Below are 16,443 nucleotides of genomic sequence, written 5' to 3'. Positions count from 1 at the left end.
GAAAGCACCCCGGCCGTGGCATTTGCCTTGAAATTAACATTGAGAGTTAGGCTTAATGAACGAAAGACCGCCCAACCGGGGTGGCGGGGCCGCGATCACTGTCCCATTTCTTGACGGATGGGGCCTCTTATAAGATACGGGTAACATATCTTGACTAAGGTGTAAGGCATGTATCGCGCCCTCACACGAGACATCGAAGTGGTTGTCGAACCCTTTTATCTGGAGGAGCAATCCGATCCGGACGACGATCGTTATGTCTGGGGTTACCGCGTCGTCATCGCCAACAACTCTGACATAGCCGTGCGCCTCATCAACCGCTACTGGAACATTACCGACCAGAACGGTCAGATCGACGAGGTCAGCGGCCCCGGCGTCGTCGGCGAGCAGCCGCGGCTGCAGCCAGGCGATACCTATGAATATTCATCCGGCTGTCCGCTGGATACGCCGTCCGGCCTGATGTTCGGCCACTATCAGATGGCGACAGACGAAGGCGAGTTGTTCGATGTCGACATACCCGCCTTCTCCTTGGATTCACCCGGCCTGCTGCGGGTCCTCAACTGATCACTCCGCCGGTGCAACCTCGTTCACCGGGAAGCGATAGGTCGTGGAGCAGAATTCGCAGGTCACGGCAATCTCGCCGTTTTCCTGGCTTTCCTCCACTTCCTCGGCACTGAAACCCTTCAGCACGTTGCCGATCTTTTCCCGCGAACAACTGCAACGGTCGAAGACCGCGCGCGGATCGTAGACGCGCACGCCGCGTTCGTGGAAAAGGCGGAACAGCAGGCGTTCAGTGCCGACCAGCGGATCAGTCAGTTCATCGGCATCCACGGTTTCGACGAGCGAGCGGGCTTCCGCCCAGGCATCGTCCTCGAGATGGGCGCGTTCGCCCGTATCGCCATCGCCGCCGTGAAGATCGGCCTGGCGCATACGCTCCGGCGCTTCCGGCAGAAACTGGGCAACGAGGCCCCCTGCCCGCCAGCGGTGACGCGGCTTGCCATGATCGTCACGATCGAAGAGCTCGGCGGCGGCAAGGCGCACACGCGTCGGGATCTGCTCCGATTGGCGGAAATAGACGCCGGCAATGTCTTCCAGCGAGGTACCGTCAAGTGCCACGATGCCCTGATAGGGCTGGCTGAACTTGCCCTGGTCGATGGTGAAGGCGAGCACGCCTTTGCCCAGAAGCTGTTCCGGCTCGGTTTCACCTGCCGCAATCGCCTTGTCGAGCAGGGCCTGATCGAAGCGGGCATAGGCCCGGACGTTTTCCGGCGTCGAGAAATCGGCGACGAGCAGATCGACAGGACCGTCGCTCTTGGTCTGGACGGTGAACTTGCCGTCGAATTTCAGCGAGGTGCCGAGCAGCACCGTAAGCACCACCACTTCCGCCAGAAGGCGGGCGACGGGCGTCGGATAGTGATGGCGTTCGAGGATCGAATCCAGCATCGGACCGAGCTGGACGGCGCGACCGCGCACATCAAGCCCTTCGACTTGGAAAGGGACGACATGGTCATCGCCGGCGAAATCGAACTCGCCGAGGGCGGCGGCAGCTTCTGCCATGGCTTTCACTCCTGTTTTGTCAGAGCAGCCGGCTAGCGCGCCGGCTGCTTGCGCAGCCGCGAGTTTTGGACTCGCGACATCCGATTATGGTTCAGATCGCGCCCAGGCACCAAGCAAGAATCGACTTCTGCGCATGAAGGCGGTTTTCCGCTTCATCGAAGACCACGGATTGCGGGCCATCGATCACCTCGTCCGTCACCTCCTCACCGCGATGAGCGGGAAGGCAATGCATGAACAATGCGTCTTTGCCGGCCTGCGCCATCAAATGCGCGTTGACCTGATAAGGCTGGAAGACATTGTGACCGCGAGCCCGATGTTCCTGATTCATGGAGACCCAGGTATCGGTCACCACGCAATCGACGCCGGCGACCGCACGGTCAGCATCATGGTAGAGCATGATTTCGGCGCCCTCATTGCGGGCCCAGTTCAGATAGTGATCCTTCGGCTCGGAACCAAGGGGTACGGCCATGTTCATGCGGTAGCCGAAACGGGCGGCTCCTTCCACCAGCGAATGCAGCACGTTGTTGCCATCTCCGGTCCAGGCGATCGTCTTGCCCTTGATCGGGCCGCGATGCTCTTCGAAGGTCATGACATCGGCCATGATCTGGCAGGGATGGGTATCGTCCGTCAGCGCGTTGATGACAGGCACGGTGGCATGCTCGGCAAGCTCCAGCATACGGCTGTGCTCGGTCGTACGGATCATGATCGCATCGACATAGCGCGACAGCACCTTGGCAGTGTCGCCGATCGTCTCGGCGCGGCCGAGCTGCATCTCGGTGCCCGACAGGAACAGCGTCTCGCCGCCGAGCTGTCGCATGCCGACATCGAAGGAGACACGGGTTCGGGTGGACGGCTTCTCGAAGATCATGGCGAGCATCTTGCCGGCGAGCGGCTTGTCGGCCGTACCGGCTTTGAAAGCCTGCTTTCGCAGCTTGGCGTCATCCATGATGGTTCTGAGGTCGGATGTGGTGACTGCGGAGAGATCGAGGAAGTGTTTCGGGGAAGCCATCGTTCGTTACCTGCTACGCCCGCCGGCGGGCGGGGCATTGTCCTTTCAAGCGGTCTTCTTGACCTTGGCGGCGCGGATGCTTTCGGCGGCATGCTCGATACGGGAAATCCCTTCGCGCACCTCCTCTGCGGTTACGACCAGCGGCGGAAGCAGACGGATGACGTTGTCGCCCGCTGGGATTGCCAGAAGATGTGCTGCGCGGATCGCCTGTAACAGCTCAGCCGAGGGAACAGCGGCCTTGATGCCGAGCAGCAGACCTTCGCCCCTGACATCCTCGATTACGTCAGGATAACGATCCTTGAGCGAGGCAAGGCCCTGACGGAAAATGAGGGTAACATCACGCACATGCTGCAGAAAGCCGTCGGCCAGGATGATATCCAGCACCGCGCTGCCGACAGCCATGGCAAGCGGGTTGCCGCCATAGGTTGAGCCATGCGTGCCGGCCTTCATGCCGGAAGCAGCCTCTGCCGTTGCAAGGCAGGCACCAAGCGGGAAACCGCCGCCGATACCCTTGGCGATGGCCATGATATCAGGCGTGATACCCGACCACTCATGGGCGAAAAGCTTGCCGGTGCGGCCGACACCTGTCTGGACCTCATCGAGGATCAGCAGCAGGCCGTGCTCGTCACAGAGCTGGCGGAGCGCTTTCATGAATTCTGACGTCGCCGGGCGGACACCGCCCTCGCCCTGCACGGGCTCGATGAGGATGGCGGCCGTGTTTTCAGTGATCGCGGCGCGGACAGCCTCGATATCGCCGAAGGGTACCTGATCGAAGCCGGGGGTCTTCGGACCGAAACCTTCGAGGTATTTCTCCTGGCCACCAGCGGCGATGGTCGCCAGCGTACGGCCGTGGAAAGCGCCTTCGAAGGTGATGATATGGAAGCGCTCAGGACGGCCCTTGGAGAACTGGTAGCGGCGCGCCGTCTTGATGGCGCATTCCAGAGCCTCGGCGCCGGAATTGGTGAAGAACACCTTGTCAGCGAAGGTGGCATCCGTCAGCCGCTTGGCAAGCTTCTCCTGGCCGGGGATCTCATAGACGTTCGAAAGGTGCCAGACCTTGTCAGCCTGATCCTTGAGCGCGGCCACGACATGCGGATTGCCATGCCCTACGGACGTGACGGCAACGCCGGCTCCGAAATCCAGGTATCGCTCGCCGGTTTCGGTGATCAGCCAGACGCCTTCACCTCGCTCGAACCGCAATGGGGCACGAGAATAGGTGTCATAAAGCGGCGAGGCTTCAGCCATGGCGCGATCTCCTGATCAGGTTCCGGGGCACCGGACTCCGGCTAAGAAAACCAGGTCCGAAAAATTAAAAATGCCGCCTTTCGGCGGCCTGAACCACTATTTACTTTTCGCACTGCAATGTCAACAAAACTGAGGATTTAGCGCATGCGTCAAGCCCGCATTCGGCTTTACAGGTCTATCAACAGCTAATGTTGCAGAAATGACTCTCCCGGGAAGCAAGTTGGGGAAAACTACGAATTCGGATTCATCGGATTCCTGCGACTCTTGTCACAGAGTCAGGCTCACACTAGGTTAAAGTTCAATTACTAGACTGCATGCGGCGGAACTAGTCACCAAAATAGATCAGGCGTTTCTTGCGTCGGAGGCTTCCGGGGCAACGGTGAGGGATTCTGCCATCACCAACGCGAAAGGTGGAGACAGGGCAATGAACTGGACAGACGAGCGTGTCGAAAAGCTCAAGAAGCTTTGGTCGGAGGGGCTGAGCGCCAGCCAGATCGCTGCGCAGCTTGGCGGCGTCAGTAGAAACGCTGTCATCGGCAAGGTTCACCGGCTCAGTCTTCCTGGCCGCGCCAAGGCCGGCGGCACGGCAACCGCTGCGCGTGCACCGAAGCGCAATACCTCCGCTCCCCGCGCCCCGAACTATGCGTCTCGCATCACCACCCGCACCGTTACCCGCCAGCAGGGCGCAACTGTCCTGAAGGAAGAGATCGAGATCGAAACGGTCGAGGAAATGGAATACGTGCCGGCCAAGAACGTGGTCGTGCCGATCTCCCGCCGCCTCGGCCTGACGGAACTGACGGAACGCACCTGCAAGTGGCCGGTCGGCGATCCGATGAAGGACGACTTCTACTTCTGCGGTTGCGACTCCCCGGATTCATCGCCCTATTGCAACTATCATCAGCGCATGGCCTACCAGCCGGTGAGCGAGCGCCGCAAGGCAGTCCGGGTCGGCTGATCTGCGATTTTCCAACAGACGCAACGTACCGTCACCCCTCCTCGCCGATGCGCGGAGGGGTAATTTTTTGCTGGGATAGCAGGGCTGGAAAGCGGCTCGCGGCCACGACTATCTGCCGGAGACTGATCCTTGCCGGCCGTTCACCATGCAGCCAACGCCATCAAGGCGTTTCAGCCCTCAACAGGCATGGAAGGCGGTCATGGCGCTGTAACGCAATTTTCTGATACAGATGCGCTATTCTCGTCGAGCAGCGCGGCGCAAACAGTCGCTCAGGGGTGCCAATGGAGATCGATCCAAAGCAGATGACAATGGGGTTCGTCGGGACGGGCACGATTACCGAGGCCGTCGTCACCGGATTGGGCAAGACAGCGTTTCGCGACACACCGATCGTGCTGTCACCGCGCAGCGCAGGCGTCGCCGCCCGCCTTGCGGCGGCAAACCGGAATGTATCGATCGCTGTGGGCAACCAGGATGTTCTCGACCGCTCCGATCTCGTATTTTTGGCAGTGAGGCCGCAAATTGCCGAGGAGGTCATCCGCTCGCTCCGATTTCGGCCGGGCCACCATGTCATCAGCTTTGTCGCGGCCACGCCCATGGATCAATTGCTGGCGTGGATCGATCAGTCGGTTCGCCTGAGCCTGGCAATTCCACTTCCGTTCGTCGCAGATCTCCAGGGCGCGACCGCGATCTACCCGCCCGACGAGGTTTCCACACCCTCTTTTCGGCGCTCGGAACGGCGATCCAGGTTGAAGACAAGCAGGAGTTCGAACTTCTCGCGGTGGCGAGCTGCCTGATGGCCACCTATTTCGGCATCCTGGACGCAACGTCGACCTGGCTGCAGAGCAAGGGGCTCTCGGGAACGGCTGGCGACGCCTACCTCCGTCAATTGTTTTCCGGCCTCGCCCATGCTGCCCGTTCAAAACCTGTCGCGAGTTTCGATGAACTCATCGCCGAGCATTCGACCAAGGGCGGATTGAATGAACAGGTGCTCGAAGACTTTCGCGCGTTTGGCGGCGCGGCGGCTCTGAAAAAGGCTCTTGATCGAATTCTTGTGCGCATCCGTCTGTAGAAGGCAGATCCTCTCGAGGTTGGCTTTCGGCGCCTGGTGTCGGCTTTCACAAGAAGCTGGGGCTGCCGGATAGACAAACGGGCCGCCCGGCAAGCGAGCGACCCGTCTGGACCTCCGATCACTCGGATTAAGCTTAAGCTTCCATGGAATATCCCGCGCCGCGGACGGTGCGGATGACATCCTGCATGTTGGAGAAGTTCAGCGCCTTGCGCAGGCGGCCGACATGGACGTCGACCGTGCGCTCGTCCACATAGATATCGTGGCCCCAGACGCCGTCCAGAAGCTGCGAGCGGGAGAAGACCCTGCCCGGCGACGACATCAGGAATTCGAGCAGGCGGAATTCGGTCGGGCCGAGGCGGACTTCGCGGCTCTTGCGATGAACGCGATGGGTTTCGCGATCGAGCTCGATATCCCCGCACTTCAGAACGCTGGAAAGAACCTCCGGACGAGCACGACGCAGCATCGCCTTGACGCGGGCAACGAGTTCCGGCGTGGAGAAGGGCTTGACGACATAGTCGTCCGCGCCAGTCGAGAGACCGCGAACGCGTTCGCTCTCTTCGCCGCGCGCCGTCAGCATGATAATCGGCAGACGTTCGGTCTCCGGCCGCATGCGCAGCCGGCGGCAGAGCTCGATACCGGAAACACCCGGCAGCATCCAGTCAAGGATGAGCAGGTCCGGCGTGCGCTCCTGAAGCCGGATTTCGGCCTCGTCGCCACGAAGGATCGTATCCACCTCGAAACCTTCCGCTTCGAGGTTGTAGCGGAGAAGCACGCTCAGCGCCTCTTCATCTTCAACAACTGCAACTCTTGGGATCATGCGTGTCAGTCTCCTAATGCATGATCCTTAAACCGGGGGTGATTTAAGCAAGGGATCATGCAGGAACTCGGAATTGGCTGCACTTAAAGCGTGTCGCGATCATTCGGATTCGCTGCCGCGCTTTAAGCTTTTTTCGCATGTCGTTATCGCAAAACCGCTGCACACTTTTGCGCGACATGCTTTGGCGCGCCCCGCATGGGACGCGCATGCAATCGGCGGATCAGGATTACTCCGTTACCGCACCGACGGTATTGGAGCTGTCGTCCTTCGGACGCTCGCCCTCCGGCTGGGCGCCGGTCGCCATGTAGTAGATCGTCTCGGCGATGTTGGTCGCATGGTCGCCGATGCGTTCGATGTTCTTGGCGCAGAAGAGAAGATGCGTGCAGCTCGTGATGTTGCGCGGATCTTCCATCATGTAGGTCAGGAGTTCGCGGAACAGCGAGGTGTACATCGCGTCGATCTCGTCGTCGCGTTCGCGGATGGACTTGGCCTTGTCAGCGGACCGCGTCGTGTAGACGTCGAGCACTTCCTTGAGCTGGACGAGCGCCAGTTCGGAGAGATGCTCGAGACCGCGGGCGAGCTTGCGCGGAACGCCGGTGCTTTGCACGGCGATGACGCGCTTTGCGGTGTTCTTGCCGAGGTCGCCGACGCGCTCGAGGTCGGCGGCGATGCGGATCGAACCCATGATCTCGCGAAGGTCGGAGGCCATCGGCTGGCGACGGGCGATCGTGACGATCGCCTTGTCGTTGATCTCACGCTCGGCGTGATCAAGGATCACGTCGTCGGAAATGACCTTCTGAGCCAAGGCGGTATCGCCGTTGACCAGGGCGCGAACGGCCTCGCCGACCATCTGTTCGGCAAGGCCCCCCATCTCGGAAATGCGCCGGGACAGGAATTTCAGATCGTCGTCATAGGCGGAAAAAATATGTGTCGATGCCATGGGGCGTTGTCCTCGAAAATCGGGAAGGCTTCACATCGCCAAAATCAGCCGAACCGGCCCATGATATAGTCCTGGGTGCGCGGATCGTCCGGATTGGTGAACATCTTGTCGGTATCGTTTTCCTCGACCAGGTTGCCGAGGTGGAACATGGCCGTACGTTGCGATACGCGGGCGGCCTGCTGCATGGAATGCGTCACGATGACGATGGTGTAGTTTTCACGCAGCTCGTGGATCAGCTCTTCGACCTTTGCAGTCGCGATCGGGTCGAGCGCCGAGCAGGGCTCGTCCATCAGGATGACCTCCGGGCTGACGGCGACAGCGCGTGCGATACACAGACGCTGTTGCTGACCGCCGGAAAGGCCGGTACCCGATTCATGCACGCGGTCCTTGACTTCGTTCCAGAGGCCGGCGCGCTGCAGGCTCGTCTCGACGATCTGGTCGAGGTCTGCCTTGGACTTGGCGAGGCCGTGGATGCGCGGGCCGTAGGAGACGTTCTCATAGATCGACTTCGGGAACGGGTTCGGCTTCTGGAACACCATGCCGACGCGGGCGCGGAGTTCGACGACGTCGATATCGGGATCGTAGATGTCATCGCTGTCGAGCGTGATCTTGCCGGTGACGCGGCAGCCGTCGATCGTGTCGTTCATGCGGTTCAGCGAACGCAGGAAGGTGGACTTGCCGCAGCCCGACGGGCCGATCAGGGCGGTCACGGTGTTTTCGCGGATGTTCAGATTGACATCGAAAAGCGCGCGCTTCTCTCCGTAATAAACGGAGACATCCTGACCGATCATCTTATACGGGACGTTGTTCATTTTCTGGTCCAGCGCCTTCTCGACTGCGGCTTCCGTCAACATGTTCATGATCTTTACTCCGTTTACCAGCGGCGCTCAAAGCGACGACGCAAGAGGATAGCTCCGAGGTTCATGACGATCAGGAACAGGAGCAGGACGATGATGGCACCCGAGGTTCTTTCCACGAAGGCGCGCTCGGCTTCGTTGGCCCACATGTAGACCTGCACCGGAAGTGCGGTGGAAGGATCGAGCGGCGTGGTCGGCGCCTGGGCGACGAAGGCGACCATGCCGATCAAGAGCAGCGGCGCGGTTTCACCGAGTGCGTGGGCAAGGCCGATGATCGTGCCGGTCAGGATGCCGGGCATTGCAAGCGGCAGCACATGGTGGAACACCATCTGCATCTTCGAGGCACCGAGGCCGAGTGCGGCCGCGCGGATCGACGGCGGCACGGCGCGCAGAGCCGCGCGGGTGGCGATGATGATCGTCGGCAGCGTCATCAGGGTCAGCACCAGGCCGCCGACCAGCGATGCCGAACGCGGCAGGCCGGCAAAGTTGATGAAGACCGACAGGCCGAGCAGACCGTAGACGATCGACGGAACGGCTGCGAGGTTGTTGATGTTGACCTCGATCAGGTCCGTCAGCTTGTTCTTCGGCGCAAATTCCTCGAGGTAGATCGAAGCGGCGACACCGATCGGCAGCGAAAGGACGAGAACGATCAGCATCAGGTAGAGCGAGCCGATGAGAGCGACGCCGAGACCTGCAGCTTCCGGACGGCTGGAATTGCCGTTGACGAAGAGGCCTGTGTTGAACTGCTTGTGGAGAGCGCCGCTCGCCTTCAGCTCGTTCATCCAGGCAACCTGCTTGTCGTTGACCTTGCGGTTCTTCTCATCGACCGTAAGGTCGATCTGGCCCTTGTTGGCGCTGTCGATATTGGCGTCAGCCAGCACCGTCACGTTGACGGTCTTGCCGATGATCTGGGGGTCGGCGACGACCATATCGCGCAGCTGAATGGGCGCACCCTTGGACAGCATGGCGGAGGCATCGCGCACGTCAGGACGGCTCGAGGCATTGATGCCGAGCTGCTTGACGATCGCATCACGCAGCAGAACCGGATAGTTGGCGGCGATCAGAACCGAAGGATCGGTCGCGCGCTTGTTATCGGGGTCGATCGTCTTCTCTGTGAACTCGATCGGCAGCGTGATCGCGGTCTGCTGGAAGGCGGTATAGCCGTTGCTGATAACCGTCCAAAGCAGAATGAAGAGGAAGACGAGGCCGAATGCTATGGCTGCGATGCCATAGGCCTGGAACCGGCGCTCGGCAGCGTAGCGGCGCTTGATGCCGATATCGCGACGCGCGGGCGCCGTGGAAACGCTGACGCCGGCGACGGGGGAAACAATATTCGTCATTCGTACTGCTCCCGGTATTTGCGCACGATGTAGAGCGCGTAAATGTTGAGGCAAAGCGTGATGCAGAACAGCGTGATGCCAAGGGCGAAGGCAACCAGCGTCTGCGGCGAGGTGAACTCAAGGTCGCCGGTCAGCTGGTTGACGATCTTGACGGTCACGGTCGTCATCGGCTCGAAGGGATTGATCTGGATACGGGCGGCGACACCGGCGGCCAGCACGACGATCATGGTTTCGCCGATGGCGCGCGAAGCGGTCATCAGCAAAGCACCGACGATGCCCGGAAGTGCTGCCGGCAGGACGACCTTCTTGATGGTTTCGGAGCGGGTGGCGCCGAGACCGAGCGAGCCGTCGCGGAGCGCCCGCGGAACTGCGGTGATGATATCGTCCGACAGCGAGGAAACGTAAGGGATCAGCATGATGCCCATGACGATGCCTGCGGTGATGACGCTCTGCGCCTGGATGAAGTTCGCATAGTTGCCGGTCAGGAGACCGCTGATCTGCGCCGAGAAATCACGCAGGAACGGCCCGACGGTGACGAGGGCAAAGAAGCCGTAGACGATGGTCGGAATGCCGGCAAGCACTTCGAGAAGCGGCTTGGCAAGCGAACGCACCCTCGGGGAGGCATACTCGGCCATGTAGATGGCGGCAAAGAGACCGACCGGCACGGCAACGAGCATGGCGACGAAGCCGATATAGAGCGTACCGAGCAGCAGCGGGATGAGGCCGAACTGACCGAAGGAGGAGCTGCCAGCACCGGCAAAGCGCGGATCCCAAACCGTTCCGAAGAAGAAGTCGGCGAAGGGAATGACCGCGAAGAAGCGGGTCGCTTCCGACAGCATCGAGAGCACGATGCCGATCGTCGTCAGAATGGCGATGGAGGAGGCGACGAGCAGCGCCCAGAGCATGACGCGCTCGACACGGTTGCGGGCGCGGAAGCGCGGAGCAACGGAGCGCAGCGCGTAGAAAGCGCCCGCAACGGAGATCAGCAGCACGATCGCCGTCATGATGAGGCGGCTCGTCATGCTCTCCGCGTTCAGGGTCTTTGCAGCGGCGATCATATAGGGCTGCGGCTCGCCGGCGAGCGGTACGCCCTTCTCGCTGAGCTTTGCCTGCAGACCGGCGGGATTGCTCGACAGGGAGGAAACCTCATCCGACGTCAGCAGGTTCATGCCGCGGGCAACCGTGGCGACCATGCTGTAGGCGAGGTCCTGCTGGACGGCCGGTTGCGCCTTCACGTCATCGGGAAAGGTGCCGCGAACGGAGGAGGATATGATGCCGGGGCTGACAGCCAGCCAGGCACAGAGGACGATCAGGGAAGGCAGAACAGCCCAGATCGCGGCATAGGAGCCATAATAGGCCGGCCGCGAATGCAGGGCAGCAGACCTGCCTCCGGAAAGCGCGTTGGCGCGGCTGCGCGCGGCCACATAGGCAACGGCGCCGATCACCACCAGGCACAAGAGTATGATGGATGTGCTCATTCGTTACGTCCCCAGGCCCACAGCCCCCAAAGAGCCCGGCAGCTCCAGGAGCATGCCATCGGCTTCAATATCATGGAGAAGAAGTTCATCCGCACGGCACCTGGCGATGCCGGGCAGATAAGGCGATGCCGGCGCGACACCCCAAGCGTCGCGCCGGCAAAGTCATTACATGGCCTTGCCAGCCTCTACGGCCTTACGGATCGCTTCGCGCTCTGCATCCGGAGCGGCAACGAGACCGTATTCGACGAGCGGGCCATCAGGGCCGATCATCTGGTCGGATACGAAGAAGTTGACATATTCCTTCAGGCCGGGAACAGCGCCGAGATGTGCCTTCTTGACGTAGAAGAACAGCGGGCGGGAAACCGGGTAGGTGCCGTTAGCGATGGTTTCCGTCGAGGGAACGATGCCGCTCATGGTCGCAACCTTGAGCTTGTCGGCGTTGTTTTCGTAGAAGGAGAGGCCGAATACGCCAACGCCGGTCTTGTTGGCAGCGATGCGTGCCAGCGTTTCCGGATAGTCGCCGTCGATGTCAACAGCAGCGCCGTCCTTGCGAACTGCGACGCAAGCCTTGGTCTGGGCTGCCTTGTCGGTGATTTCCTTGGCGATGACGTCAAGAGCGCCGGAAGCCTTGCAGCCGGCAGCGAGAACGTTCTGTTCGAAGACTTCGCGGGTGCCGTGCTTTTCGCCCGGGATGTAGGCGGCGATATCAACAGCCGGAAGCTTCGGGTTGACTTCAGACCACTTCTTGTAGGGGTTGGCGACGAGCTTGCCGTCAACGACAACCTGGGCAGCGAGGGCCTTGTAGATGTCGGCCGGAACGTAGGCAACATCAGGGTTGGACGAGTCGGTTGCGAAGACGATGCCGTCATAACCGATCTTGACTTCCTGGATGTCGGTTACGCCGGCAGCCTTGCAGGCTTCCGCTTCATTCTTGTTGATCGGGCGCGAAGCGTTGGCAATGTCGATCGTGTCTTCACCGACGCCCTTGCAGAATTCCTTCAGACCAGCGCCCGTGCCGCCGGATTCGACGACCGGCGTCTTGAAGTTGGAGAAGGTTTCGCCGAAGGACTCGGCGACGATCTTTGCGTAGGGCAGGACGGTGGAGGAACCAGCAACCTGAATCTGGTCGCGGGCAACGGCAACGCCAGCAAAAGCGGCGGTTGCAGCGAGCGCGGCAACAGTAAGTTTAAAGGTGTTCATTTGAATCTCCCGGCATTTGGGCTTGTGTGAGTGCGGCCTCGAAGAGGCCCTCGCATTGCCTTTTTTCATCGGCAGGACTCTCTTAGCGCCTTAAGCGCCCTCCTTTTATGTCAGATCGATGAAACATTTATGACAAGATAAGCTGTTGATTTTAAATGTGAAAATATAGCCGTATTAAATCGTTTGCGACATATTGCGTCAGAAACGGACGGTAAACTCCGTTCCCTTGCCCACCTCGGATTTGACGATCAGCCGTGCACGATGGCGCGTCAGAATATGCTTGACGATGGCAAGCCCGAGGCCCGTGCCCTTCTTGGAACGGCTGTCTTCGATGCTGACGCGATAAAAACGCTCCGTCAGGCGCGGCACATGTTCGGCCGGAATGCCGGGTCCCCTGTCGACGACGCTGACCTCCACCGGCTGGCCCGATCCGTTCCTCAGCCAGACATCGACAACTTCGCCTTCCTGGCCGTATTTGCAGGCGTTCTCCATCAGGTTCTCGAAGACCTGGACGAGTTCGTCACGATCTCCCAGCACCTCGACCCTGCCCTCCGGCAGATGCAGGTTGATCGAGACGCCGACCTCCCTTGCAAGCGGCACGAGCGAATCCCTGACATGGCCGAGAAGCGGCACCAAATCCACCTTCTCGTCGGGGGCGATATGCGACTTGAGCTCGAGCCTTGATAGAGACAGGAGATCGTCGACAAGCCTGCTCATGCGGGTTGCCTGGTCGAGCATGATGCCGAGGAAGCGCGCCTGCGCCTTCGGATCGTTTTTTGCCGGCCCCTGGATGGTTTCGATGAAGCCGCGCAGCGAGGCAAGCGGCGTGCGCAGCTCATGGCTGGCATTGGCGACGAAATCCGAGCGCATGCGGTCGATGCGGCGCACTTCGGAAATATCGCGGAAGGAGAGGATGTAATAGCGCTCGTCGCGGCCGTCATCATCCTTGAATTCGACCGGGGCGCTGCGAACGATATAGACGCGCTCGGAAGGCAGGCGCTCGGAATGTTCGATCTGGTTCGGCGCGTTGGTGGCGATGGTTTCGCGCACCATGTCCAGCACGCCGGGAGACCGCAGCCTCGCCGAAATATGGGAGCCGAGCGCCACCTCGCCGAAGGCCTTTTCAGCCGCGCGGTTCTGAAACAGCACCGAGGCATCCTGCGAGAGCACCATGACCGGGATATCGAGGCCGGCGAGCGTAGCGGAGACCTCCGGCAGGCGGCTCTGAGGCACTTCAGGCTCGGGTTCGACCGGCTCGACGACATCAGGCTTGATGACCGGCGCCTCGTGGAAAAGCGCGGTGACGATCATCATGAGCAGCAGGGCGAGCACGATCCATTTGTTCATGCCCGCGGCAAGCGCCACCAGCGCGCTCAGCAGCGTTGCCAGCAAAACCGGGCGTTCGCGCCGGATGCGCGCCAACAGGCTTGTCGTCCATGACGTTTCGTCTTCCAAAGCGCCCCTCACGGCATCGATTCGTTTTCTTTATATTCAAACTCTGCCTGATAGCCGGCTTTCATGACAGAAGTTTTCCGTTTGAGAAACTTCCGCGAAAAGCCGCAGCCGCGCGGCACCGCATTACGCTTTGCTTACGCAGCGGATTTGATTTTCAATGATAAATATGTTCGCCTGCTGAAAAACGAAATCATTGTACGCAGGAGAGGACGATGGCCAAAGACGTCGAAAGCAGAGCCTTGGAACTGGAGATCAGGGGCAAGAAGCACGTCTTCGATATCGACGATCCCGCCCTGCCCGACTGGGTGGATGAACATGCGCTGGAGTCCGGCGGCTATCCCTACAAGGAGAAGCTTGAGGAAGACGAGTATCTCAGGGAGCTCAAGAAGCTGCAGATCGAGCTCGTGAAGGTGCAGTTCTGGCTGCAGGCGACGGGCAAGCGGGTGATGGCGCTCTTCGAAGGGCGCGACGCGGCCGGCAAGGGCGGCGCGATCCAGGCATCCTCGGCGCACATGAACCCGCGCCTTGCCCGCACCGTTGCGCTTGCCAAGCCCACCGAGCGGGAACAGGGCCAATGGTATTTCCAGCGCTATATCGCGGAGTTTCCGACATCGGGCGAGTTCGTGCTCTTCGACCGCTCCTGGTACAACCGTGCCGGCGTGGAGCCGGTCATGGGCTTCTGCACGCCGAAACAGTATGAGGATTTTCTGCACCAGGCGCCGCAGCTCGAAAAGATCATTGCTCACGAAGGCATATTCTTCTTCAAGTTCTATCTCGATATCGGCCGGGAAATGCAGATCAAGCGGTTCCACGACCGGCGGCACGATCCGCTCGCCGTCTGGAAGCTCTCCTCGATGGATATAGCCGCATTGACCAAATGGGGCGACTACAGCGAGAAGCGCGACCGCATGCTGAAGGAGACCCATACGCAGTTCGCGGCCTGGAGTGTCATCCGCGCCAACGACAAGCGCCGGGCGCGGCTCAACCTCATCCGCCACATGCTGAAAACCATCGATTATGACGGCAAGGACAAGAACGCAATCGGCTCCTTGGACGACAAGATCATCGGCTCCGGTCCCGGCTTCCTGAAATAAATTTCCCGAAATAACCGGGCCGCTTACTCTCCCGGCAGCTTACTGGCCCGGCAGGATCCGCACGGCAAAGAGATTGATGCCGCGGGCCTTGCCGTCGACATCGCTGTTGATCATCAGCCGACCGGGCGAATTCGGCGCCAGCGAGCGGTCGAAGCGCAGCTGCAGCAGCGCGTCCGATTTTTCACGCGTGACGTTGAAACGATGGCGGGCGCAATTGCCGAGCGACTGGAAATCGCACTCGACCGTGATCTGCGTGGGCTCGTCCGTGGTGGACTGCAGGGTCAGCGCGATGGTGGAGGACTTGCCGGCGAGCTGCTGCAGGACATTGGCTGGAACGCTGATGGAGACATTGCCATCCGTGTTGGCGCTCTCAGAGGTCAGGCGGACGGCCGGACCTTCGGTTTCGGTGACATTTTCCGTGCGCGCCCGCGGACCGGCCTGGATCTTGTCGGCATCCGAGGGCTTGAAGACCTCGATCCAGTCTGCCGAGAAGCTGTTTTGCGGGTCGATCGCCACAGGTTGGTCGCCATCCGAGTGGGTGCTGTTACCGGCACTCTCCCCGCCGTTGAAATCTTCCGGCTGGGTGCTCGCGGGCGGATTGGCAACGCTGGTATCGCGCTCAGCCGCCGTCTTTAGCAGACCTGATGTATAGACCCACCAGCCACCGGTGCCGATGAAGGCGAGAGCCACGCACCAGACGAGCAGGCGCGAGAAGAACTTGCGCGGCTTGCGGCGGACGGCGGCCCGCTCGGGGCGGAAATCCATGCCGCCGCGCCTGTCCGGCGTCGCGCGCGCCTCTGCCCGCATCTCTCTATCGGGTGCCGCCCCCAGCTGATCGTAGTTGCTGGCCCTGATATCATCCAGGCTTGCATCGTCCGTACGCCCAGCGGCGTTATAGCCGCGCGTTTCACCTGTTACGGCCAGGTTGTCATCCTCATGCGCGCGATAGACGGGCTCTTGCGCACGATAGGCAGGCTCTTCCACGTGATGCGCGGGCTCTTCTACATGATGCGTGGGTTCGGGCATCTCGACAACGGGCGGGACCGGAACTTCCGGAGGCCCTTGCCGCGGATGAAGGCGGGTACGCTCTTCGCTCTCGATCGTGTGGATCGTGGTTTCCAGACGATGGCGGTGATGGGCCACCACATCGGCATCGGTGATATCCTGCTTGCGCAGACCGGCTTCCAGCGCCTGACGCGCGGACTGATAGATGCGTGCACGAACTTCCGCACTGTTGCGGTCGGAATTCTCCAGCGCAGTTCTGATAGCCGTTTCTAGTCCGCTCACATCAGGCCCTTCACGTTTCGTGCCGGCATCAACACCAAAAAATTGAATGCCTGTCAAAGTTCGGTAACGGCAAGTGCGGCAAACCGCAAGCCTTGCAGCCCTTCCGGAGCGCATCGGCGGCGGGATAAGCGATAATGCCCAGC

14 protein-coding genes and 1 pseudogene are annotated in these 16,443 nt (G+C 60.7%); 4 read left to right on the top strand and 11 right to left on the bottom strand.

All coding sequences use genetic code 11. The features are described 5' to 3' along the window. Positions 1–168: 168 nt before the first annotated feature. On the top strand, positions 169–561 hold the full coding sequence (gene apaG, locus FHT87_RS10865) for a Co2+/Mg2+ efflux protein ApaG (RefSeq protein ID WP_183801730.1): 393 nt from the start codon (positions 169–171) through the stop codon (positions 559–561). On the opposite strand, the gene FHT87_RS10860 is transcribed toward apaG, so the two are convergent. The 3 genes from FHT87_RS10860 to FHT87_RS10850 form a co-directional block, all read right to left on the bottom strand. Continuing rightward, the gene (locus FHT87_RS10860; protein ID WP_183728251.1) at positions 562–1,554 is read right to left on the bottom strand and encodes an Hsp33 family molecular chaperone; all 993 of its coding nucleotides are present in this window, start codon (positions 1,552–1,554) and stop codon (positions 562–564) included. 91 nt (positions 1,555–1,645) lie between these two features. Then, on the bottom strand, positions 1,646–2,563 hold the full coding sequence (gene argF / locus FHT87_RS10855) for an ornithine carbamoyltransferase (RefSeq protein WP_183728248.1): 918 nt from the start codon (positions 2,561–2,563) through the stop codon (positions 1,646–1,648). Positions 2,564–2,608: 45 nt separating this feature from the next. After that, on the bottom strand, positions 2,609–3,808 hold the full coding sequence (locus FHT87_RS10850) for an aspartate aminotransferase family protein (RefSeq protein WP_183801727.1): 1,200 nt from the start codon (positions 3,806–3,808) through the stop codon (positions 2,609–2,611). A 424-nt stretch (positions 3,809–4,232) separates the two neighbouring features. Between FHT87_RS10850 and FHT87_RS10845 the strand changes: the two genes are divergently transcribed. Both FHT87_RS10845 and FHT87_RS10840 read left to right on the top strand, forming a co-directional pair. Continuing rightward, complete coding sequence (locus FHT87_RS10845) at positions 4,233–4,763, top strand: GcrA family cell cycle regulator (RefSeq protein ID WP_183728242.1); 531 nt, start codon at positions 4,233–4,235, stop codon at positions 4,761–4,763. A gap of 302 nt (positions 4,764–5,065) precedes the next feature. Then, a pseudogene (locus FHT87_RS10840) lies at positions 5,066–5,832 on the top strand (pyrroline-5-carboxylate reductase). Positions 5,833–5,965: 133 nt separating this feature from the next. On the opposite strand, the gene phoB reads toward FHT87_RS10840, so the two are convergent. From phoB to phoR, 7 genes are all read right to left on the bottom strand, one after another. Then, positions 5,966–6,649: a phosphate regulon transcriptional regulator PhoB gene (gene phoB / locus FHT87_RS10835; protein WP_004672768.1), complete on the bottom strand. Its 684-nt coding sequence runs from the start codon at positions 6,647–6,649 to the stop codon at positions 5,966–5,968. Positions 6,650–6,875: 226 nt separating this feature from the next. Then, complete coding sequence (gene phoU, locus FHT87_RS10830) at positions 6,876–7,589, bottom strand: phosphate signaling complex protein PhoU (RefSeq protein ID WP_007821274.1); 714 nt, start codon at positions 7,587–7,589, stop codon at positions 6,876–6,878. 44 nt (positions 7,590–7,633) lie between these two features. Next, entirely contained in the window at positions 7,634–8,449 is an 816-nt protein-coding gene (gene pstB / locus FHT87_RS10825; RefSeq protein ID WP_183728236.1) for a phosphate ABC transporter ATP-binding protein PstB, read from the bottom strand. Positions 8,450–8,463: 14 nt separating this feature from the next. Continuing rightward, positions 8,464–9,786 (bottom strand): phosphate ABC transporter permease PstA, encoded by a 1,323-nt coding sequence (gene pstA / locus FHT87_RS10820; RefSeq protein ID WP_183728233.1) that lies wholly within the window; start codon positions 9,784–9,786, stop codon positions 8,464–8,466. After that, a complete protein-coding gene (gene pstC / locus FHT87_RS10815) occupies positions 9,783–11,264 on the bottom strand; it encodes a phosphate ABC transporter permease subunit PstC (protein ID WP_183728230.1) in 1,482 nt (493 codons plus the stop codon). The genes pstA and pstC overlap by 4 nt, the downstream gene beginning before the upstream one ends. Before the next feature lie 165 nt (positions 11,265–11,429). Continuing rightward, a complete protein-coding gene (locus FHT87_RS10810; RefSeq protein ID WP_183801723.1) occupies positions 11,430–12,464 on the bottom strand; it encodes a substrate-binding domain-containing protein in 1,035 nt (344 codons plus the stop codon). A 198-nt stretch (positions 12,465–12,662) separates the two neighbouring features. Continuing rightward, positions 12,663–13,886: a phosphate regulon sensor histidine kinase PhoR gene (phoR, locus tag FHT87_RS10805; protein ID WP_183802665.1), complete on the bottom strand. Its 1,224-nt coding sequence runs from the start codon at positions 13,884–13,886 to the stop codon at positions 12,663–12,665. A 245-nt stretch (positions 13,887–14,131) separates the two neighbouring features. Here phoR and ppk2 point away from each other — a divergent pair, with 245 nt between their 5' ends. After that, positions 14,132–15,013, top strand: coding sequence for a polyphosphate kinase 2 (ppk2, locus tag FHT87_RS10800; RefSeq protein WP_183801720.1), 882 nt, complete (start codon positions 14,132–14,134; stop codon positions 15,011–15,013). Positions 15,014–15,052: 39 nt separating this feature from the next. On the opposite strand, the gene FHT87_RS10795 is transcribed toward ppk2, so the two are convergent. Continuing rightward, positions 15,053–16,300, bottom strand: coding sequence for a hypothetical protein (locus tag FHT87_RS10795; protein WP_183801717.1), 1,248 nt, complete (start codon positions 16,298–16,300; stop codon positions 15,053–15,055). Positions 16,301–16,443 lie beyond the last annotated feature (143 nt).

The sequence above is a fragment of the Rhizobium sp. BK316 genome (assembly GCF_014193695.1).
Classification (GTDB): domain Bacteria; phylum Pseudomonadota; class Alphaproteobacteria; order Rhizobiales; family Rhizobiaceae; genus Rhizobium.
This window is presented reverse-complemented; position numbering and strand designations above follow the sequence as displayed.

Coding starts and splice junctions, on each gene's coding strand:
- apaG (WP_183801730.1), top strand. CDS start 169: ATGTATCGCGCCCTCACACGAGACATCGAAGTGGTTGTCGAACCCTTT.
- FHT87_RS10860 (WP_183728251.1), bottom strand. CDS start 1,554: ATGGCAGAAGCTGCCGCCGCCCTCGGCGAGTTCGATTTCGCCGGCGAT.
- argF (WP_183728248.1), bottom strand. CDS start 2,563: ATGGCTTCCCCGAAACACTTCCTCGATCTCTCCGCAGTCACCACATCC.
- FHT87_RS10850 (WP_183801727.1), bottom strand. CDS start 3,808: ATGGCTGAAGCCTCGCCGCTTTATGACACCTATTCTCGTGCCCCATTG.
- FHT87_RS10845 (WP_183728242.1), top strand. CDS start 4,233: ATGAACTGGACAGACGAGCGTGTCGAAAAGCTCAAGAAGCTTTGGTCG.
- phoB (WP_004672768.1), bottom strand. CDS start 6,649: ATGATCCCAAGAGTTGCAGTTGTTGAAGATGAAGAGGCGCTGAGCGTG.
- phoU (WP_007821274.1), bottom strand. CDS start 7,589: ATGGCATCGACACATATTTTTTCCGCCTATGACGACGATCTGAAATTC.
- pstB (WP_183728236.1), bottom strand. CDS start 8,449: ATGAACATGTTGACGGAAGCCGCAGTCGAGAAGGCGCTGGACCAGAAA.
- pstA (WP_183728233.1), bottom strand. CDS start 9,786: ATGACGAATATTGTTTCCCCCGTCGCCGGCGTCAGCGTTTCCACGGCG.
- pstC (WP_183728230.1), bottom strand. CDS start 11,264: ATGAGCACATCCATCATACTCTTGTGCCTGGTGGTGATCGGCGCCGTT.
- FHT87_RS10810 (WP_183801723.1), bottom strand. CDS start 12,464: ATGAACACCTTTAAACTTACTGTTGCCGCGCTCGCTGCAACCGCCGCT.
- ppk2 (WP_183801720.1), top strand. CDS start 14,132: ATGGCCAAAGACGTCGAAAGCAGAGCCTTGGAACTGGAGATCAGGGGC.